The sequence below is a fragment of the Colwellia sp. MEBiC06753 genome (assembly GCF_053470325.1).
This window is the reverse complement of record NZ_JBQMTM010000003.1, coordinates 113,854-134,913: the sequence shown is the minus strand read 5'-3', so window position 1 is coordinate 134,913 and position 21,060 is coordinate 113,854. Positions and strand designations below refer to the sequence as shown.

The window sequence follows — 21,060 nt, the reverse complement described above, 5'->3', positions numbered from 1 at the left end:
CTATAAGGCGGTAATTACTTCGCGTCTAAATAACGCTCTGCATCTAATGCTGCCATACAACCGGCACCAGCAGAAGTAATTGCCTGACGGTAGATATGATCAGCTACGTCACCAGCAGCAAATACACCTTCAACACTGGTTTGTGTGGCATTACCGTTAGTACCACTTTGAATGGTTAAATAGCCATCTTTCATGTCTAATTGGCCTTTGAAAATATCAGTGTTTGGTTTGTGACCAATAGCAATAAAACAGCCTTGTACTTCAATTTCTTCAGTGCTATCCGATTTTGTATCTTTTAAACGTACACCAGTTACGCCCATGTTGTCGCCAAGCACTTCGTCTAATGTACAATCTAAATGCAATACGATATTGCCGTTTTCCACTTTATCCATTAAACGTTGGGTTAGTATTTTTTCAGAGCGGAACGTGTCACGACGGTGAATTAAGTGTACTTCACTGGCAATGTTCGCTAGGTAAAGCGCTTCTTCAACGGCGGTGTTACCACCACCAACAACCGCTACTTTTTGGTTACGGTAGAAAAAGCCGTCACAAGTAGCGCAAGCTGATACACCTTTACCCATAAACGCTTCTTCTGATGGTAAACCAAGGTATTGGGCAGAAGCACCAGTACAAATAATTAAGGCGTCACAGGTATATTCGCTGCTACCTTTCAATTTGAATGGGCGAGTATTTAAATCAACTTCTTCGATATGATCGAAAATAATTTCAGTATCGAATTTCTCAGCATGCTTTTGCATACGAACCATTAAATCTGGGCCGGTTAAATCATCGGCATCGCCTGGCCAGTTTTCAACTTCGGTTGTTGTTGTTAGCTGACCACCTTGTTGCATACCGGTGATCATTACCGGATTTAAGTTGGCGCGCGCCGCATATACTGCTGCAGTGTAACCTGCTGGGCCTGAACCTAAGATAAGAAGAGGGCAATGTCTTGCGTCGCTCATGATAACTCCAAAAATTTATTAGTAATTAAGCTTATTGATTGGGATTCTAAGGAAATAATTCAACAGGGTAAAATAACTTTTCGTGAATAAAAAAAACGCACCTTATAGAAAGTGCGCTTTTTATTTTACACTTGCTCAAATTTGTTGAGCAAAAATCAACCAGTATTAGGCGTTTAGTAACGCAACACCAGGATCGGTATATTCGAAACCTAAGTTTTCTGCTACTTCTTTGCAAGTTACTTGACCAGCAATAACGTTTAAGCCGTTTAATAAGTGCTTATCGTCTAATAATGCTTGCTGATAACCTTTGTTTGCTAATTGAATGATATAAGGCAGAGTTGCATTGTTTAATGCAAACGTTGATGTGCGTGGTACTGCACCTGGCATATTAGCTACACAGTAATGCACAACTTCATCTACGATAAATGTTGGCTCTGCGTGAGTGGTTGGCTTTGAAGTTTCAATACAACCACCTTGGTCAATTGCAACGTCAACAATTGCTGAACCTGGCTTCATGTTTTTGATGTGCTCTTTAGTCACTAATTTTGGCGCAGCTGCACCTGGAATTAGTACGCCACCAATCACAAGGTCAGCTTCTAACACATGCTTTTCTAGAGCATCTGCTGTTGAATAAACTGCTTTAATCTTATTGCCAAATTGTGCATCTAAACGACGTAATACATTGATGTTACGGTCAAGTACTACAACATTGGCGCCCATACCAACTGCCATTTGTGCAGCGTTGTTACCAACCATACCACCACCGATAACAACAACTTTAGCAGGTTCTACACCTGGTACACCACCAAGTAGCATACCGCGGCCAGCATTAGATTTTTCTAATGCTTGTGCACCTGCTTGAATTGACATACGGCCAGCGACTTCAGACATCGGCGCAAGTAAAGGTAGGCCGCCATTGTTGTCAGTAACTGTTTCGTAAGCGATACAAATTGCCTTACTTTTAATTAAGTCTTCTGTTTGAGGTAAATCAGGTGCTAAATGTAGGTAAGTAAATAGAATTTGGCCTTCACGTAACATTGCACGCTCAACTGCTTGCGGCTCTTTTACTTTTACAATCATTTCTGCTTTAGAAAATACATCAGCAGCACTTGGTAAAATCGAAGCACCTGCTTCTATATAATCTTGATCAGTAAAACCAATGCCAATACCAGCGTCTGTTTCAACAACAACGTTGTGGCCGTGGTTAACTAGTTCGCGTACACTGGCTGGCACCATGCCAACACGGTATTCATGGTTTTTGATTTCCTTTGGTACACCAATGATCATCTTTGTTTACTCTCTGGTTTGAAATTGTCGACTAGTATAATGATAAATATCTAGAATATCCTCTCGAAGTTTGATATTTTTCAAAACAAATCACTATAAATCGTAAAATAAATAGATAAAAATAAATGTCGAATCAGGTAGAGAAAAAATTAGATAGAATCGACCGTAATATTTTAGTTGAACTTCAACGAAATGGCAGAATATCAAACGTCGAATTGTCAAAAAGGGTAGGTTTAAGTCCGACACCTTGTTTAGAGCGTGTTAAACGCTTAGAAAGTGATGGCTATATTACCGGTTATCAAGCGATATTAGACCCGTCTAAGTTAGATTGTGCGTTACTGGTTATTGTCGAAATAACATTAACCAAAACCAGTCCAGACGTATTTGATGACTTTTCCAAAGCCGTGCAAAAATTAGATGTTATTCAAGAGTGTCATCTAGTGTCGGGGGATTTTGATTTCTTATTAAAAACTCGGGTAAAAGATATGAAAGCTTATCGCAAGTTATTAGGCGATACTTTGTTAACCTTGCCAGCGGTAAGTGAAAGTAGAACTTATGTGGTGATGGAAGAGGTGAAATCAGAAAATGTCTTGCCCATTGCTAGATAAACTTGCACGTTTAAACGTTTTATCCTCAGGTAAATTTTGATATTTTATCCTTTATTACAACAATAATTTCCAAATGGTACGTATTTGTCTTCTTCTCGTGAAAAATTAAATGGCGCTCAGCGCCTGTTAGAGGCAGGGTTGTTACTCTGCAGTGTTATTGCCATGTACCTTATGTTGGCATTATTTTCGTTTGATCCTGCAGATCCTGGTTGGTCACAAACTGGCTACCAAACGCCAGTAAGAAATATGGGCGGCTCTATTGGTGCTTATATTTCGGATTTCCTACTTAACTTTTTTGGCGTAGTTGCTTACAGCTTACCTTTTGTGATTGCTATTATCGGCTGGTTGCTATTTCAACGTTTTCATAAATTGATGCAGCTTGATTACCTAACCTTAGGTTTAAAGCTTATCGGTTTCTTTATGTTTTATATTGGTGTGACGTCACTAGCCAGTATGAATTTTGACGATATCTTTTACTTCTCAGCAGGTGGAATACTGGGCGATGTGCTTAGCGGCGCATTTTTGCCTTACTTATCGTTTGTTGGCTCAACACTGCTATTTTTATTACTGACCTGTACAGGGTTTGTGTTCTTAACCGGTATTTCTTGGTTGGCTATTGTAGATAACATCGGTAAGTATACGATTTTGGCAGCGCTATATTTGGCAAGTTTACCAAGGAAAATTCAGGAAAAATTCACTGCTGCACCGGCAGAGTCGCCATTGCAAGAATCTTCATTAATGGTGACGCCGGACAATATCGACGAAACTAAAGCGCCTTTGCTTAATAAAACTGATAAAGATGATATTCCGTTTGATAGGGCACCTGAGCCTGTAAAAACCGCATTTGAACAAGTGCAAACCGAGCAGGGTGATGAAGTTTCAGAGCCGATAGAGCCAGTTATTTCAGCTAAAAGCTCGGATGAAATAGACGAGCGAGTAGAGCCGTTTATTGAAATAGATGATTTAATGTCGGGTCCGCTAGCCATCAATGTTCAGGAAAATGTCAGCAGTGAAGAGATTTCTGCCGCATTTGAACCAGTTGAAAAAATAAATGTTAAAGATGACAGTGAAAACGACGCGCCATCAACGTTACACGATAAAATTCATCGTCAGCTTGATGAGCAAAAGGCGCAAGCTGATGCCAATGCGCCAGATTACACATCGATGCCATCATTTGATTTATTAGATATTCGCGAAGGTAACCAGCACCCAATTGATCCAGAAAAACTAAATCAAGTTGCGCGTTTAGTAGAAGCGAAATTAGAAGAGTTTGGCATTAAAGCTGATGTGGTTGATGTCTTCCCAGGTCCTGTTATTACCCGTTTTGAACTAGATTTAGCACCTGGTGTTAAGGTCAGTAAAATAACCAACTTATCTAAAGATATCGCCCGCTCGCTTTCTGCGAAAAGTGTGCGTGTTGTAGAAGTGATTGAAGGCAAATCGGTTATAGGTATCGAATTACCGAATAAGCACCGTGAAACGGTATTTTTCTCTAGTGTCATTTCTAGTGAAGGCTTTGAGCGCTCAAAATCAAACTTAGCAATGGCCATCGGAAGTGATATTTCAGGTAAGCCGGTGATTGCCGATTTAGCAAAAATGCCACATTTATTGGTTGCTGGTACAACTGGTGCCGGTAAGTCAGTTGCGGTTAATACCATGATTGTTAGTATCTTGTATAAATCGTCACCTGAAGATGTCCGCATGATTTTAATCGACCCTAAACAAGTTGAAATGGCGGTGTATGAAGGCATTCCGCATTTATTATCGGAAGTCGTTACCGACATGAAAGAAGCGGCAAATGCATTGCGTTGGTGTGTTGGCGAAATGGAACGTCGCTATCAGCTAATGTCTAAGCTAGGGGTGCGTAACCTCAAAGGCTATAACGACAAAGTACTTAAAGCCATTGATGCCGGTGAGCCGATAATAGACCCGTTATGGCAACCAACCGACGCCTTTAGCCAAACACCACCAACGCTTGAAAAACTGCCATCAATTGTCATTGTTGTTGACGAGTTTGCCGATATGATGATGATTGTTGGTAAAAAGGTTGAAGAATTAATCGCTCGTATCGCACAAAAAGCACGTGCAGCAGGTATTCATTTAATTCTAGCCACGCAGCGCCCATCAGCGGATGTTATTACCGGTCTTATAAAAGCGAATATTCCAACCCGTATGGCACTTCGCGTAGGTTCTCGCATTGACTCACGTATTATTTTAGATCAACAAGGTGCCGAGCAATTGCTTGGCATGGGTGATATGTTTTATTTGGCGCCTGGTGAAGCGGTACCTATGCGCGTACATGGCGCGTTTGTTAGTGATGATGAAGTACATGCGGTGGTTAATGACTGGAAATCGCGCGGTGAACCAAATTACATTGATGAAATCAAATCAGGTGACACTGAACAAGAAATTTTATTACCAGGAGAGCAATCAGAAGCGGCAGAAAATGCTGAATTAGATCCGCTGTACGATGAAGCGTTAACCTTTGTCACTGAAACACGTCGGGTTTCTATTTCAAGCGTTCAACGCAAGTTTAGAATAGGCTATAACCGCGCAGCTCGTATTGTTGAAGATATGGAAATGCAAGGAGCGGTTACACCGCCAGGTCATAATGGTGCTCGCGAAGTGTTAGCGCCGCCTCCTGTTAAAGAATAATGAGTATAAGTATATTTATGAAAAAGCAATTCTCTAAGACATTAATTGCAAGCGCTCTATTTTTATCAATAACTATTGTATCGCCAATGGCCAATGCCGATGTTGTTAATGCGCTGATGATAAATGAATTCGCATTAGCAACAGCAGATACGTCGGTCGAAGGAACGTCATTGAATGATCAACAGGCAAAGGCTGCGTTATTAGCTCAGCTTGCGACCATCGAAAACTTATCGGCAAATTTTGTCCAAACCATTTTTGATGACCAAGGTGACTTATTACAGGAAGGGCAAGGGTATTTTACGTTAGCTAAACCTAATAAACTCCATTGGCAAACAGAGCAGCCAGATGAGTCTACTATAGTGTCAGATGGTCAAACGCTTTGGCTTTTTGACCCATTTATTGAACAAGTTACCGCATATTCTCTGGCCAAAAGCATCCAAAACACGCCGATTTTATTGCTGACCAGCAATGATCCCTCATTGTGGCAACATTACAATGTTCAATTGCTCGCTGAACATCAGTTTTTAGTAATTTCAAAAGACCAAGATGCTCAAGTTAAGCAGTTAACCCTGTCTTTTGCTGAGCATATGCTATCTAGCTTTACTATTGTTGATGCGACTGGACAACAAAGCCATTTTCAGTTGGCAGCGGTTAAAAAGAACCAAACCATAGATAATAAGCTATTTCACTTTGAGATCCCTGAAGGGGCGATATTAGATGACCAACAATAATGGCTCATTGGATTTAGATTTAACTTTTGAGTCGTCGCCAGAATTTATGCCGTTGGCGGCACGGATGCGTCCTAAGAATTTAGCGGAATATATAGGTCAAAGTCATATTTTAACGGCAGGTATGCCGCTGCGTAGTGCGATAGAAAATAAGCAATGTCAGTCAGTCATTTTTTGGGGGCCGCCCGGCACAGGTAAAACTACATTAGCTGAAATAATCGCCACTCATTCAGGCGCAGAAATAGCCCGAATTTCCGCGGTAACCGATGGCATAAAAGATATTCGCGCAGCGATTGAAAAAGCAAAAGACCGCCTTATACACCAGCAAAAACGTACCGTACTATTTGTCGATGAAGTTCATCGTTTTAATAAAAGCCAGCAAGATGCGTTTTTACCGCATATTGAAGACGGCACTATTATCTTTATTGGTGCGACTACCGAAAATCCTGCATTTGAACTTAATCGTGCCTTGTTGTCACGAGCCCAAGTTTATGTACTTAATAAACTTAGTAAAGATGAATTATTGCAGGTGTTTAATAATGCCGTTGCCGCATTAAATGGCGACCAAACACCTGATGGTCAAAACTCAAACGTTATTCAGTTTGAGCAAGAAGCGATTAGCAGTTTAATTACCACTGCAAATGGTGATGCTAGACGGTTATTAAACCTTATCGAACATTGTGTTGAGCACCACCTTGCCAATAAAACTGCCAATCAAGACGCTAGTACTAGTATTGATGAAAAACTCGTTCTAGAAGTAGCAGGCAGTAAAATTGCACTTTATGACAAAGGTGGCGATGCGTTTTACGATTTAATCAGCGCTTTTCACAAATCGGTTCGTGGCTCAGATCCGGACGCCGCGCTGTATTGGTATGCTCGAATTATTACGGCTGGAGGCGACCCGTTATATGTCGCTAGGCGCTTATTAGCCATTGCCAGTGAAGATGTCGGTAATGCCGACCCCAGAGCGTTATCAATAGCGGTTAGTGCGTGGGATACTTTTGTCAGGGTTGGGCCAGCGGAAGGTGAAAGGGCGATTGCTCAAGCGTGTGTTTATTTAGCATTAGCGCCAAAAAGTAATGCAGTTTATCAAGCCTTTAATCAAGCAAAAGCCTTGGCAAAACAAACCAGTGAACTTGATGTACCACTGCACCTTAAAAATTCTACCAGCGAATTAACCAAACAGTTAGGTCATGGTCAATCTTATCGCTATGCTCATGATGAAGAAAATGCCTTTGCAGCTGGTGAAAATTATTTCCCGCCGGAGCTTGCTCAAACTAGGTTGTATCACCCCTCAGAACGTGGCCTTGAACAACAGTTAAAAGCAAAACGAGAGTTTTTAGATAATCTTAACTTACAAAGCAAGGAGCAACGTTATTAATACCATTGGTACTTATTTGTTAGTTGCTGTAGGTGGTGCCTTCGGCGCAAGTTTACGCTTTTTTATTTCACAAATAATTTTAAATTGGCTGGGAAAGGGATTCCCTTTTGCCGTATTGATGGTTAATATTTCCGGCTCATTTATAATGGGCTATTTATACGGACTTATTGAACAAGGTATAATTGAAGTGTCGGTTTCACGAACCCTACTTGGAATCGGCTTTTTAGGTGCATTTACAACCTTTTCAACCTTTTCATTAGATACCGTGTTGTTAATTCAACATGGCGAGTATGTAAAAGCAATCGCGAATATTTTGCTAAATGTAGTGCTATGTATTAGCGCTGCCGCGGCTGGAATATTCATAGTGACAAATCAATAACAAGTGACCAACATGCTTGATGCAAAACTTTTAAGAACTGAAACAGAACAAGTCGCCGCAGCATTAGCTAAACGTGGATTTAAGCTAGATGTAGCGCAATTACAAGCGTTAGAAGAACAACGCAAAGCTATCCAAGTAACCACTCAAGAATTGCAAAATCAACGTAATACCCGTTCAAAATCGATTGGTCAGGCAAAAGCGCGCGGTGAAGATATTCAACCATTACTTGCGGAAGTCAGCCAGTTAGGTGATGATTTAGATGCGGCGAAAGAGCAAGAAAAACAAGTATTAAAAGCCATTGATGATATTGCGTCAACCATCCCAAATTTAGTACATGAATCGGTACCTGAAGGCGAAAGCGAAGATGACAATGTTGAAATTCGCAAATGGGGCGAGCCTAAAACTTATGATTTTGAAGTGAAAGATCATGTTGATTTGGCCGCAGTTTTAGATAAAGGTTTGGATTTTGAAAGCGGCGCTAAACTTGCCGGTACGCGTTTTGTTGTGATGCGTGGCCAAATTGCCAAAATGCACCGTGCACTAGCCCAATTTATGTTAGATGTTCACAGTGAAGAACATGGCTATGAGGAAATGTATGTTCCTTATTTAGTTAATCATGATTCATTATACGGTACCGGTCAGTTACCTAAATTTGGTGAAGATTTATTCCATACTGATTTATCAAATAAAACCTTTTCACTGATTCCAACCGCAGAAGTACCACTAACTAATTTAGTGCGTGATGAAATAGTTGATGAAAAAGATTTACCAATCAAAATGACTGCGCATACCCCATGTTTTCGTAGTGAAGCAGGTTCATCAGGTCGTGACATCCGTGGTCTTATTCGCCAACATCAGTTTGATAAAGTTGAAATGGTGCAGCTTGTTAAGCCAGAAGACTCATTTGCGGCATTAGACGAGTTAACCGGTCATGCTGAAAATATTCTTAAAAAGCTTGAACTACCATTTAGAACGGTAGTGCTTTGTACGGGTGATATTGGTTTTAGCGCCACTAAAACATTTGATATCGAAGTCTGGTTGCCAGCACAAAATACTTACCGTGAAATTTCTTCATGTTCTAACATGGGCGATTTCCAAGCGCGTCGCATGCAAGCCCGTTACCGTAATAGTGAAACCAATAAGCCAGAGTTATTACATACGTTAAATGGTTCAGGTTTAGCTGTAGGGCGCACTTTAGTTGCCATTTTAGAAAACTATCAGCAAGCTGATGGCACCATTGAAATTCCTAAAGTGTTACAGCCGTATATGAACGGTCAAACGCACATTGGCAAATAAAAAACGCTAGCAAATAATAGTTGCGTTAAGTTTATCTAAAAAGATCCGGCTATGGGCCGGATTTTTTATTTAATTTAAATGACTTGTAATCAACCACTCCTTGATCAGGTCTAGATAAATAACAGCAAAAGTTGAAGGCAGTTACCTTGTTGAAAAGTTTTACCATTCAAGCATTAGTATTTCTAACCATCTTTCAATTAATGTCTTGGCTCAGAGCAAGCAGTATGCTTGATGATCAATCTCAGGTAACTGAAGTGACTGTTTTACCATCGCTAGCAAGCGAAATTATTAAAGTGCAAGCTAACGGCAAACCGTTAATCGTTTATTTTTTTGCACCTTGGTGTCAAATTTGTCATATGAGTATTGGTAATTTACAAAATACTTATGACAGTAATAAGGATAATATTGATGTGATTGCTATTGCCCTTGATTATGCCGAACGAAATGAAGTCGATAATTTTGTCGCCCGCCACCAATTAACTTTCCCCGTTTTACTCGGCACCGAGCAAGTAAAGCAGCGTTTTCAAATAACTGGTTACCCTAGTTATTACGTGTTAGACGAAGAAAATACTATTCAAGGCAAGTCATTAGGCTACTCAACGGAATTAGGACTTTACTTAAGATCGCTTTAGCACTTCTTATCGCTCCAGTGTTTGTGTAAACTAGCACGCGGATGAATCATTAAAAGAACAACGCATATGCAAATATCTTCAAACTTTGATAGCGGCAATATTCAAGTTATCGAAGCAAACGATCCAGCCAATATAAAATTGGCAATAAACAAAGACAATGGCTCAGATTTTTACCAGTGGTTCCATTTCAAATTACACAATACTGAGCGTGTTGAACATAATATTCAAATCACTAATGCTGGCCAGTCGGCTTATGTAGAAGGTTGGCAGGATTATCAAGCGGTCGCTTCTTACGACAGAGAGCATTGGTTCCGTGTACCGACTGAATTTGACGGTCAAAACCTCAACATTACCTTAATGCCAGAGTTTGACTCCGTCTATTTTGCCTATTTCCAACCTTATAGCTACGAGCGCCATCAGGATTTATTACATCAAGCACAACTAGATATTGATTGTCAGTTGCAAGTATTAGGTCAAACCTTAGACGGCCGCGATATGTCTTTACTTAAAGTAGGGGAAGAAGGCAAAGGTAAAAAAATTATCTGGTTAACAGCTAGACAACACCCCGGTGAAACCATGGCTGAATGGTTTATGGAAGGGTTTATTGATCGCTTACTTGATGAAGATGACGGTGTTGCCCGTGCGTTACTTAATAAAGCGGTCTTTTATTTAGTGCCAAATATGAATCCAGACGGCAGTGTTCGTGGTCATTTACGCACAAATGCTATTGGCGTAAACCTAAACCGTGAATGGCAAACACCGTCAATGGAACGATCGCCAGAAGTCTATTTAGTTACTGAAAAAATGAAAGAAACTGGCGTGGATATGCATTTAGATATTCACGGCGACGAAGCTTTGCCGTATAACTTTGTTGCAGGTTGTGAAGGCTGTCCATCATACGATGATCGCCATCAAATGCTTGAGAATAAGTTTAAGCAAATATTGTTAGCCATTACCCCTGAATTTCAAGATGATGAAGGTTACGATAAAGACGAGCCTGGTCAAGCTAACTTAACTGTTGGCAGTAACTGGGTGGGTGAAACCTTTAAATGTCTAGCTTATACCGTAGAAATGCCGTTTAAGGATAATGCCTTATTACCAGATTACAGCGTAGGTTGGTCAGGAGAGCGCAGCAGTATTTTCGGCCGCGATATGTTAACCGCGATTTATCACATTGTTGATGAATTAAGATAAATAAAAATAACAATAAAAATTGGAGTATTGAGTGTTTGCTGAATTAGTTCAAACTTTAAATGATATTATCTGGAGCCCAGCATTAATTTATTTATGTTTAGGCGCAGGTCTATTTTTCACTGTTGTCACACGTTTTGTGCAGGTAAGACATTTCCGTGAAATGTATCGCTTATTGCTTTCAGGCAAAAGCTCTGAACATGGTATTTCTTCGTTTCAGGCATTAGCAGTTTCACTGTCAGGCCGTGTTGGTACGGGTAATATTGCCGGTGTTGCTGCCGCGATTGGTTTCGGTGGTCCAGGTGCAGTATTTTGGATGTGGATAGTAGCGTTTTTTGGCGCTGCAACTGCCTATATTGAATCAACTAATGCGCAAATTTATAAAGAAGAAGAGTTTGGCGTTTATCGCGGTGGCCCTGCGTATTACATTGAAAAAGCAATGGGACAAAAATGGTACGCGTGGTTCTTTGCGCTATCAACTATTCTTGCCTGTGGTCTATTGTTACCGGTTGTGCAATCTAACGGTATCGGTGACTCGTTAGTCAATGTATTTGGCGCAGGTGGTACCGTAAACTCGTTCTTAGGTGAATTGGCGTTAACTAAAGTTTATGCCGCGGTGTTTATCGTTATTTTACTAGGCTTTATCATCTTTGGTGGTGTTAAACGTATTGCTAACTTTACCCAAGTAGTAGTGCCGTTTATGGCACTTGCCTACATTATTACTGCCTGTTCAATTATTGCGTTAAATATTGATATGTTACCGGGTATCTTTGGTTTAATTATCTCGGATGCCTTTACGCCAATGGCGGGTGTTGGTGCAGCAATTGGTTGGGGGGTAAAACGTGGTGTCTACTCTAATGAAGCCGGCCAAGGTACAGGGCCTCATGCCGCCGCCGCCGCAGAAGTTGAGCATCCTGCACAGCAAGGTTTAGTACAAGCATTCTCGGTATACATTGATACGTTATTTGTTTGTTCAGCAACCGCCTTTATGATTTTGATCACACAGCAATATAACGTCATCCCCGAGGGAAGTACCGCAGCTATTGTCCAAAACTTACCGTTAGAAACCGTGATCAGCGGCCCGGCATTTACCCAGTTAGCGGTAAATAGCGTACTACCTGGTGTAGGCAAGCCATTTATTGCTTTAGCATTATTCTTCTTTGCTTTTACTACGGTACTTGCGTATTACTTTATTGCGGAAAATAATGTTTCTTACATCAACCGCACAGTAAAAATGCCAGCGCTACGCTACTTACTTAAGTTTGTGATTATGGGTGCAGTATTTTACGGTACAGTTGCAGAGCCAAGTGCGGCGTGGAACTTAGGTGATGTCGGTGTAGGGCTTATGGCTTGGTTAAATATTATTGGTATATTGATCATTTTCTTTATGGCAAAACCTGCACTTAAGGCGCTTAAAGATTATGAAGCACAGCAAAAAGCTGGTGTTGAAAAATATACCTTTGACCCCAAAAAATTAGGCATTGAACATGCTGAATTATGGGAAAAGAAATTGAAATAAAATTTCTTTCAAATAAAGCTTTAAAAAACGCCCTTAAGGGCGTTTTTTTCGTTAAAATAACGTTGGTTTTAACGTTAGGAGTAATTATGGCTGTTATTCACTGTCCCGCATGTAGCAAAAAAATATCTGATAAAAGTCCTGCCTGTAATTATTGTGGCTTAGCATTAAATGAATTAGACAAAGACAAATTAGCAACAATTGAAAAAGAAAATAAAATTAGAAAGCAACAAAGTTTAATGAATCATTCGTTTATTGCGATGTTGTTATTTTGTGGTGGCTTCTTATTTTTGTTTTGGCAAAATGCTCAACCTGGCAGTTGGCAATACATTACCGCGATGACCGCCACATTTATTGGCTTTATTTTGTATTTAGTTACCCGCGTTCGCATTATTTTACTTAAAAGAAAATTGAAATAACATGGATATTCTACAAGTCGTTGAAAACCTTACTGAAGAAATGTATTTACGTTTTTTATCTGCCGTTGAAACGGGCAAATGGCCTGAAGGCACGCCCGTTGATCAAGCGCAACGTGATACAGCAATGCAAATTGTTATGGCTTATCAATCAAAACGATTAAAATCGACAGAGATGTTAACCATTGGCGAAAATGGTGAAATTGTTAATAAAACCAAGCGTGAGTTAAAAGCTGCGTTTAATGTTTCTGAAAATAACGTTAATGAAGCTACAGCGGTCGAAAAAGCTTCGTCACAAGATATAGCCAGGTTTTCTGATTTATGATCCTTTCTAAGTTATTTACTGCCAAAGCGAGTTGGCAGCATAAAGATGCCAGTGTTCGTGTTAATGCCATAGAGAATGAGCTGGACTACACGCAAGACCAAGACCGACAAATTATTGTTCAGCTCGCTAAAACTGATAGCAGTGATTTGGTGCGCAGGGCAGCACTAATTAAATTAAATGATATTGATCTTTGGCGAACTATTGGATTGAATGATAAAAGCTCAAGTGTTCGTCGCTTTGCTGAGCAAAAACAACTTGATTTAATCTGTGATAATAATAGTGCTACGCCGATCTCTGCACGTATTGATCAAGCCATGACATTAACAAAGTCGCAAGCCGAAAAAGTATTAAATCAATCAAGTGAAACAGCGTTAATTATTGCCTTATTAAATAAAATCAATAAACCTCATCTTAATATTGCAACGGCAACAGCCAAGCAAGATGAAGCATTATGGCAATATGTGATAGAGCAGCTTGTCATCGAGCAAACAAGTGATATAAATGCGCTGGAAAAACTAAGCAAGAAAATTACGAACAAAAATGCCGCGCAGTTTTTACAAACCCAAATAGAACAACTACAACTAGCTGTAGAAAAACCCGAAATAATTGCCAAAGAAACACAGTTAACACTATCTAAATTATTAGCACTTAAAGACAACAGTGACTATCAGCAAGTAGTCACTAAACGTAGCGAATTAAATGAGCAATGGCTGGCACTTGAAGCGGAATTTTCTTGCTTAGCAGAAGATAAAGCGAGCGAATTTACCCAAAAGTATCAAACGATTAATCAGACACTAGATAAGGTGTTTGCGGCCAAAGAAGAGCAATATCAGCAGACATTAATTGCTGAAAAAGCCAAGAAAGAACAAGCTCAACAACAGCTTAAATTTAGCCAGTTTATCGAGCAAACCAATCAGGCCATTACCGAAGCTATTTTTGAAAACCAAACCATTGACGAAGCAGCATTTACTCAGTCTATTGCAAAATTTAACGCTGATGTTGAACAATCATTACTATCGCCTGAGCAGAAAAAACAGTTTGCGCATGATGCTAAAGCATTAGCTCAGCAAGCCGCACAAATTGAAGATATTGCTAACTCGGTAAGTAATGCGACTCACTTAATATCAAAAATGTCACAGCAAGTGCCACCACAAGCTCAGGCTGATTTAATTCAAAAGCAAGCAGACTTTAAACAGTGGCTAGCTGATTGGCAGAAAAATTATGACTTGGCTCAAGGGATTTTACCTGAGTCGATCAAAAGTGCTTTCCAAGTGATTAAATCAAATTGGCTTGAAGCGCTTGCGCCACTTGAAAAAGAGCAGCAACACCTATTTTATCAAAGCCAGCGTAAAGTCTCTGATCTCAAGCGCTTACTCAGCAGTGGTAAATATAATGCGGCTTTTGGTGTGTTTAAAAAGTTAACGGCTAATTATCAACTATTAACTTCTGAGTATCAGCACAGGTTACAACGTGATTATGAAGCCTTAGCATTAAAAATGGATGAACTTAGTGACTGGGAGCACTACATAGCAACGCCAAGAAAACAGCAATTGTTAGATGAAATTAAAGCGTTAGCCGAACGTCCAAAGGATAATCCAAGCGAACAGGCTGCCAAAGTTAAATGGTATCGTAAAACGTGGAATTCATTAGGTCATGCTGACGAAGAAGTTGATCAGCAATTAAATGAAGCATTTAACCAAGCTTGCGAACAAGCATTTGAGCCATGCCGCTTGTTTTACCAAGAACAAGATGCATTACGGGCGCAGCATCTTAAAGCAAGACAACAAATTATCGAGCAGGTAAAAGCGTTAAATGAAGAGCTAACTGCTGTATCTGGTGAAAACCATGTTGATTTGAAATCAGTAGAAGGGCGCTTTAATAAACTTATGCAACAGTGGCGTAATGCGGGGGAAGTTGATCGCGCGGTATACCAAAAGGTTAACGCGGAATTTCAGGCGTTACTTAAGCCGATTAAGCATCAGCTACAAAGCTACCATGAAAAAAATATTAATGAGAAACAAGCATTAATAAAGCAAGCCGAGCAGTTATTAACTAAAGATGATGTTTTTGATGCGGTTAATGATATCAAATCATTACAACAGCAATGGAAGCACATTGGCTATGCCGGTGTTAAGAAAGAAAATGGCCTTTGGCGTCAATTTAGAGCGATAAACGATCAAGTGTTTGCTCGTCGTGCTGAGGTAAAAAATGCTAGAGCACAGGAAAGTGAAGAAAAGATCAATCAAATCAATCAAAATATTGCTGAGTTAACCGCTAGCTTAAATGGCAGCGATAGCAAAAAAGCAATTAATGCAGTGATAGACAGCGCTAAACAAAGAAGAACAGCGCTGTCTGAAGATAAGTATTTGAATAAATCGGCATTAGCCAAGTTTGAACAATTTATTGCTGAAGCCAATGGTAAGCTTGTTGCCATTAAAGCCAAAGAAAAGCAGGTAAGTTGGCAAAACTTATTTTCTGTGATTGAACAGTTAGCCAGCAATGCTTTGTCTATAGAAGAGATTGAGCAATTGCCTGCTACCGTGTCATTAAAAGAGAGTATGAAAGCTAAACTGCTTGCTGCAATTAACAATCAACCGGCAACAAATAATGCTAATTTGCGACATCAATTAACCATAGAATTAGAAATTATTGCTGGTGTTGATTCTCCGGCGCCAGATCAATCGCAACGTATGGCGTTGCAAGTGGAAATGATGCAAGCAAAAATTAACCAAGGTCAATTAATGTCTAAACAAGACAAACTTTGGCAATGGATTTCGGCTGGGTCAATCACGGAAAATGATCGTAGTTTTATCGATCGTATCAAGCCTATTTTTATTAGCTAATATTTTTACTAGTTTTAATTAAGGCAGTTCTCTATTAACGGCCAATTTACTTTCTTGCGTACAACTTCACGCAATCCAAAAGTGAATTGGTCGTTAAATTATTCAAAATTGATCACTAACGGCTAAGTTTTTGATCAAGTTTTTTGATTTAGAGCTTTGATTAAGATTTTTTGCAATGAGTAATAAAATTTAACCTTAGCTCAAACCATCAGTAGTATTCAGCCGCCAAATCGTCTTTAATAGAATTTCGACGATAAGCAGTAACACATAAAATCTTTATATTTAAATGCTGTGGTAAATTTATTGCCATTTAAATGTTTAGGGCGTGTTGATCTTTCAAGTTTATTTTTGCAGCAGTTTGTTGGAAGTTTATACACGGCAGCACTTTTGATGTGTGGTTATTCCCCATGATAAATAGCTAACACAGTAGAAATGACAACAAACGCTGCCTGAAAGGTTCGGTTAAAAGCGTTTTACTCATTGTTGTGAGGAGGTTTGCTTAGATGACTAGGCGTCACACCTTACGCCGCGATTAAAACGCTTTTATCTCGAACAAAAATTAAACAGCAAAGATCAACACGCCCTAGTTATTTGGAGGTTTGATGAATTACAATCGCATACGCCCATATACTGTCATCACATTGATTAGTGTTTTTTTATTTATTGTAATCAGTGGCTTGTTTATGTATTTGGCACCACATGGGCCAGGATCAAGTAATTGGACATTTTTAGGTTTTTCAAAACACCAAGTTAAAAATATTCATATAGCTTTAGGTTTAGTCGCTTTAACCTTAATTGTAATTCATGGCTTTTTAAATTTAGGTGCAGTAAAAAGTTACTTAAAACCAACTACGCCACATTGGCAACACCCGTTGGCAATTGCTGTTTTAGTGTTAGCACTGACGATCGTTGCCGCTGTAACCTAGGGTTAATTAACTAGCGTATAAACATAAGTGAACTAGGGTAAATCAATGATAGATTTTAAAAATAAAAGCGTTTTCAAATTAAAACAAAATCACGAATATGCAGATAAAGTAAGTGAATTGCTGCTTGGAGATGAGCAAATAGTAGATGCTTATAGCTCCATGCGTGACGGCGTTGTTTTTACTGACAAGCGTATTATTGCTGTTAATGTTCAAGGACTTACTGGTAGTAAAAAAGATTTCACTTCATTGCCTTATAAAAATATTGTCGCCTACTCAGTGGAAACTTCCGGGACGTTTGATCTTGATGCCGAATTAGAAATTTATTTTTCCGCTTTAGGGCAAGTGCGTTTTGAGTTTTCTGGTAAAACTGCGATTGTCGAAATCTCTAAAGTAATTTCTCACCACGTTTTATAGCGTGCACTTTTTATAGTTTGTTAGAGCGGTAAATTAATAATGACAAACAATATTTTTCATTATGCTTTTAAAGTAAAAGATCTTGAGAGCACCAGAAAATTTTATATCGATATTATGGGTTGTGCCGAAGGGCGCTCTACAGATACCTGGGTTGATTTTGATTTTTATGGCCATCAACTTTCAGCCCATATAGGTCAATGTGATAAGCCGCTAGATTACTGCGGAAAAGTTGATGGCGTTTCCGTGCCGATACCCCATTTCGGCTGTATCTTATCACCGGTTCAGTTTAACGAATTAGCCGCTAGATTTTCCAAAGCGGGGGGTAATCAAGCGACTTTTCAAGCTAATATCTCAAAAAATACCCAAGAAAAAGCCCCAAAAAATGCCAAAGTTAATACACAAGAACAGGTAGAATTTTTGATAAAGCCGACAATACGCTATCAGGGAAAGGCTGGCGAGCAACAAATTATGTTTGTGCTCGACTTTAGTGGCAATGCACTTGAGTTTAAATGCTTTGCAAATAACGCAGAGGTTTTTGCCAGTTAGTTTTTTAAATGGTTAACTCACCGCGCAAGTTTAGTTGCATTAATTTAGTGATTTCTTGATAAGACAGATTTTGACTGAGAAGAAAATGTAATTTGGTCAGCGTTGCCTCTAAGGTCATATCGCCACCACTTATTAAGCCACATTTACTTAAGCTTGAACCGGTTGCATAACCACCCATATTCACTTTACCTTTAACGCATTGACTTAAATTCACCACAACAATGCCTTTTTCCGTAGCATGTTTTAACAGTGATAAAAGCTGTTCGTTTTGCGGTGCATTTCCCACACCATAGCTTCTAAGGATCAATGCTTTAACTGGTTGTTGTAGTACATTATTAATCAGTTCATGGCTGATACCAGGATATAAATGTACAACACCAATAGGTTGCGGGGTAATTGGCTTTAACGCAATTTCACCATTAGCTGCTTGATTTAATTGTCCCGCTTTAATTTTGATGTTAATCCCAGCTTCCAACAATGGTTCCATATTGGGCGAGTCAAAAGCATTAAAACCGTCGGCATAGGCTTTGATACTGCGATTACCTCGAAATAAATTATTATTAAAATATAAACCTACTTCATTGATTGGGTAATTTGCCGCAATAAACAGCGAATTTAATAAATTGACCTGACCATCAGATCGCAGTTGGCTAAAAGGAATTTGTGAACCGGTAACGATAATTGGCTTGTTTAAGTTTTCAAACATAAATGACAGCGCTGATGCGGTGTAGGCCATAGTATCTGTACCATGTAAAACCACAAAACCATCAAATTCATCATAGTGCTTGAAAATATCTTCCGCTATACGCTGCCAGTCATCTGGCGTCATGTCGGAAGAGTCAATCAGCGGATCATATTCATTAATAACAAATTCTGGCATTTCATCGCGATGAAAATCTGGCGTGCGATTAATCGCGTCGGTTAAATGGCCTTTCGCCGGAATATAACCGTTTTCACTTTTCATCATACCTATAGTACCGCCGGTATAAGCGACATATATTTTCTTTTTCATCAATTTTACTTGCCAGAAATAAATAGCCCCGAAGAATCGGGGCATTAAGTATTAATTTACGTCACAAGTCAAACAAAACGAGTAAATTCCCTGTGGATCATTAAATTGATCAAGCTTTTTCACTTCGCTAAAAATTTGTTGAAACAGCGCAGTTGCAGGGCCAGTTGTTTGTCCTGATTTTAATGAATGATTGTTCGGCAGCCATTGTGCACTGGTATCTAATAAATTTTGCCAGAATAAATCTTGAGCGCTCGGCTTTTTCTCAATCAATATTTGCTCGTAATCGCTTAGTTCTGCCAGTTCTGCAGCTATAGTTACCGCATCTTCTAAAGTACCAAGTTCGTCAACCAGACCAATTTCATGGGCTTTTATACCTGACCAAACACGACCTTGCGCTATTTTATCAACTTGTTCGTTTGTCATTGAACGGTTTTGAGCAACCAAGCTAATAAAATCTTGGTAACCACGATTAATACTCATTTGAAATAGCTCTGCCATACCACTCGAAAGTGGGCGAGTTAGACTAAGACCAGAAATATCAGTGGTGCCAACGCCATCGGTGAATACGCCAACTTTTTCTAGCGTATTTTCCAGCGTCATAAACATGCCAAAAATACCAATAGAGCCCGTGATGGTAGTTGGTGCCGCTACAATTTTATCGGCAGCTGCGGAAATCCAATAGCCACCTGATGCTGCAACACTGCCCATAGAAGCAACTACAGGTTTGCCTGATTTTTTCAGTAAGTCGACTTCACGGCGAATGACGTCAGATGCATAAGCACTACCACCAGGACTATCAACACGTAATACCACAGCTTTTACATTATTATCGTATCTCGCTTGCTTTAATAGCTTTGCCGTACTTTCACCGCCAATAGTACCTGGTGGTTGATGACCATCTAAAATAGCACCTTTTGCAACAATTACCGCCACTTGATTTCGATGAGTTGACGGCAAAGTAAAAGTTAAATCATTGGCTTTTAAATAAGATTTAAAACCAATTTGTTTAAATGAATCGCCTTGTTCATTTTTGCCGACCATACTAATAAGTTGATCGGTCATCTCTTGAGTAGTTTTTAACTGATCTACCCAGCGATTTTGTAGCGCATATTCGGCGTAACTACCGTTAGCTGACTCAAATTTAGCCAGTAAGGCCGTTATATCTTCATCGAAATTGTCGATACTAAAGCCACGTTGTGTTGAAACATCTTGCTTATATTGATGCCATAAATCACTAAGCCATAGCTTATTAGCGGCTTTCGCTTCATCTGACATATCATCACGTATATAAGGTTCAACCGCTGACTTATAAGTGCCAACACGAAACACATGTTGCGATACCGACAGCTTTTCTAATGCTGATTTAAAATAAAGCTGATAACGACCAAAGCCATCAAGTAATAGAAAACCTTTTGGATCTAGCCAAATTTCGTCTGCATAGCTCGCCAAATAATATTGGCCTTGAGAGTAAGCTGCGCCAATTGCAATTAATGGTTTACCCGATGCTTTAAACTTAGTTAATGCTGCGCCAATATCTTGTAGCTTACTTAAACTGGCACTTTGCACTTGGTCTAGTTTCAACACCATAGCGGCAATACGCGGATCGCTAGCGGCTTCATCGATAACCGTTATCACATTAGCCAGCAATACTTCAGGGCGTTCTTCCTTGCGGCTAAATGCTTCATTGAGTAGGGCATCGAATGGATCAACTTCAACTTTTTGCTCAACAATATCACCCGCTATATCAAGTACTAAGGCACTTTTATTAGGCACAATAATTTGGTGATCATCTGCGCTAAATACGCCGAAAAATGCCAGTATAATTGCGATAAAGATCAAATTAAGGATAACTTTTCTGCTGGTGTCGATAATTGACCAGACACCAGAAAAGAAACGTCTAATAAAACCTGGGTTATCACTCATAAATTACTTCCATACATCTA

General features: G+C 39.5%; 19 protein-coding genes. 15 read left to right on the top strand and 4 right to left on the bottom strand.

All coding sequences use genetic code 11. The features are described from left to right. Positions 1 to 14: 14 nt before the first annotated feature. Positions 15 to 962: a thioredoxin-disulfide reductase gene (gene trxB / locus ACOB82_RS03755; protein WP_448211606.1), complete on the bottom strand. Its 948-nt coding sequence runs from the start codon at positions 960 to 962 to the stop codon at positions 15 to 17. A gap of 165 nt (positions 963 to 1,127) precedes the next feature. Next, complete coding sequence (gene ald / locus ACOB82_RS03750; protein ID WP_448211605.1) at positions 1,128 to 2,249, bottom strand: alanine dehydrogenase; 1,122 nt, start codon at positions 2,247 to 2,249, stop codon at positions 1,128 to 1,130. Between the two features lie 125 nt (positions 2,250 to 2,374). Here ald and lrp point away from each other — a divergent pair, with 125 nt between their 5' ends. The 15 genes from lrp to ACOB82_RS03675 all read left to right on the top strand — a co-directional run bounded on the left by lrp (position 2,375) and on the right by ACOB82_RS03675 (position 18,105). Next, entirely contained in the window at positions 2,375 to 2,857 is a 483-nt protein-coding gene (gene lrp / locus ACOB82_RS03745; RefSeq protein WP_448211604.1) for a leucine-responsive transcriptional regulator Lrp, read from the top strand. 162 nt (positions 2,858 to 3,019) lie between these two features. Further along, complete coding sequence (locus ACOB82_RS03740; RefSeq protein ID WP_448211720.1) at positions 3,020 to 5,512, top strand: DNA translocase FtsK; 2,493 nt, start codon at positions 3,020 to 3,022, stop codon at positions 5,510 to 5,512. Between the two features lie 17 nt (positions 5,513 to 5,529). Beyond that, complete coding sequence (gene lolA, locus ACOB82_RS03735) at positions 5,530 to 6,243, top strand: outer membrane lipoprotein chaperone LolA (protein WP_448211603.1); 714 nt, start codon at positions 5,530 to 5,532, stop codon at positions 6,241 to 6,243. Then, positions 6,230 to 7,621: a replication-associated recombination protein A gene (locus tag ACOB82_RS03730; protein ID WP_448211602.1), complete on the top strand. Its 1,392-nt coding sequence runs from the start codon at positions 6,230 to 6,232 to the stop codon at positions 7,619 to 7,621. The genes lolA and ACOB82_RS03730 overlap by 14 nt, the downstream gene beginning before the upstream one ends. A 16-nt stretch (positions 7,622 to 7,637) precedes the next feature. Beyond that, positions 7,638 to 8,000: a fluoride efflux transporter CrcB gene (crcB, locus tag ACOB82_RS03725; RefSeq protein ID WP_448211601.1), complete on the top strand. Its 363-nt coding sequence runs from the start codon at positions 7,638 to 7,640 to the stop codon at positions 7,998 to 8,000. Between the two features lie 12 nt (positions 8,001 to 8,012). Beyond that, entirely contained in the window at positions 8,013 to 9,296 is a 1,284-nt protein-coding gene (gene serS / locus ACOB82_RS03720; RefSeq protein WP_448211600.1) for a serine--tRNA ligase, read from the top strand. Between the two features lie 146 nt (positions 9,297 to 9,442). After that, positions 9,443 to 9,928, top strand: coding sequence for a TlpA disulfide reductase family protein (locus tag ACOB82_RS03715; RefSeq protein ID WP_448211599.1), 486 nt, complete (start codon positions 9,443 to 9,445; stop codon positions 9,926 to 9,928). A gap of 66 nt (positions 9,929 to 9,994) precedes the next feature. Continuing rightward, the gene (locus tag ACOB82_RS03710; RefSeq protein WP_448211598.1) at positions 9,995 to 11,122 is read left to right on the top strand and encodes a M14 family metallopeptidase; all 1,128 of its coding nucleotides are present in this window, start codon (positions 9,995 to 9,997) and stop codon (positions 11,120 to 11,122) included. A gap of 31 nt (positions 11,123 to 11,153) precedes the next feature. After that, entirely contained in the window at positions 11,154 to 12,638 is a 1,485-nt protein-coding gene (locus ACOB82_RS03705; RefSeq protein ID WP_448211597.1) for an alanine/glycine:cation symporter family protein, read from the top strand. Continuing rightward, positions 12,617 to 13,054: a hypothetical protein gene (locus ACOB82_RS03700; protein WP_448211596.1), complete on the top strand. Its 438-nt coding sequence runs from the start codon at positions 12,617 to 12,619 to the stop codon at positions 13,052 to 13,054. The genes ACOB82_RS03705 and ACOB82_RS03700 overlap by 22 nt, the downstream gene beginning before the upstream one ends. Before the next feature lies 1 nt (position 13,055). Beyond that, positions 13,056 to 13,376 carry a YeaC family protein gene (locus ACOB82_RS03695; protein WP_448211595.1) on the top strand — a complete coding sequence of 107 codons (321 nt, stop codon included), beginning with the start codon at positions 13,056 to 13,058 and terminating at the stop codon, positions 13,374 to 13,376. After that, positions 13,373 to 16,219 (top strand): DUF349 domain-containing protein, encoded by a 2,847-nt coding sequence (locus ACOB82_RS03690; RefSeq protein WP_448211594.1) that lies wholly within the window; start codon positions 13,373 to 13,375, stop codon positions 16,217 to 16,219. The genes ACOB82_RS03695 and ACOB82_RS03690 overlap by 4 nt, the downstream gene beginning before the upstream one ends. 602 nt (positions 16,220 to 16,821) lie before the next feature. Further along, a complete protein-coding gene (locus ACOB82_RS03685) occupies positions 16,822 to 17,145 on the top strand; it encodes a DUF4405 domain-containing protein (protein ID WP_448211593.1) in 324 nt (107 codons plus the stop codon). 45 nt (positions 17,146 to 17,190) lie between these two features. Continuing rightward, the gene (locus ACOB82_RS03680; protein ID WP_448211592.1) at positions 17,191 to 17,559 is read left to right on the top strand and encodes a PH domain-containing protein; all 369 of its coding nucleotides are present in this window, start codon (positions 17,191 to 17,193) and stop codon (positions 17,557 to 17,559) included. 39 nt (positions 17,560 to 17,598) lie between these two features. Next, a complete protein-coding gene (locus ACOB82_RS03675; protein ID WP_448211591.1) occupies positions 17,599 to 18,105 on the top strand; it encodes a VOC family protein in 507 nt (168 codons plus the stop codon). A gap of 4 nt (positions 18,106 to 18,109) precedes the next feature. On the opposite strand, the gene ansA is transcribed toward ACOB82_RS03675, so the two are convergent. Both ansA and sppA read right to left on the bottom strand, forming a co-directional pair. After that, on the bottom strand, positions 18,110 to 19,117 hold the full coding sequence (gene ansA / locus ACOB82_RS03670) for an asparaginase (RefSeq protein ID WP_448211590.1): 1,008 nt from the start codon (positions 19,115 to 19,117) through the stop codon (positions 18,110 to 18,112). A gap of 51 nt (positions 19,118 to 19,168) precedes the next feature. After that, complete coding sequence (gene sppA, locus ACOB82_RS03665) at positions 19,169 to 21,040, bottom strand: signal peptide peptidase SppA (protein ID WP_448211589.1); 1,872 nt, start codon at positions 21,038 to 21,040, stop codon at positions 19,169 to 19,171. Positions 21,041 to 21,060: the final 20 nt, after the last annotated feature.